A 414-nucleotide genomic window follows, 5' to 3' on the forward strand; every position below is an offset into this window, starting at 1 on the left:
TTCTCCGCGACGATACGCGGGCACCACTGGTGGACGTGACCATCACCGTCAAGAGCGACGACTTCACCGGCACCGCCAAGTCGTCCGCGAACGGGTCCTGGAGCATCGGGGTGCCCGAGCAGGGGACCTACACGGTGGAGCTGGACGAATCAACACTGCCTGAGGGCATTACCCTGGCCGAGGGCCAGGAGAATCCCCGCGAAGTGACGTTCAGCCAGACGTCCAACCTGTCGGTCATTTTCGCCTTCGGCAAAGGCATCGTGGTCCAGCAGCAGGACTTCGGCCAGAACCTGCTTAACCGCCTCGTGGCCGGATTGAGTTTTGGGCTGCTGCTCGCGCTGGCGTCCGTCGGCCTCTCGCTGATCTTCGGTACCACGGGACTGACTAACTTCGCCCACGGCGAGATGGTCACCC

At 63.3% G+C, this 414-nt stretch carries 1 protein-coding gene; it reads left to right on the top strand.

The genetic code is table 11. The features are described 5' to 3' along the window. Positions 1–414 (top strand): carboxypeptidase-like regulatory domain-containing protein (locus AC5RWX_RS34370; RefSeq protein ID WP_494100591.1); only part of this gene is annotated, 414 nt, incomplete at both ends.

This window comes from Arthrobacter sp. SPT-J7, assembly GCF_059089965.1.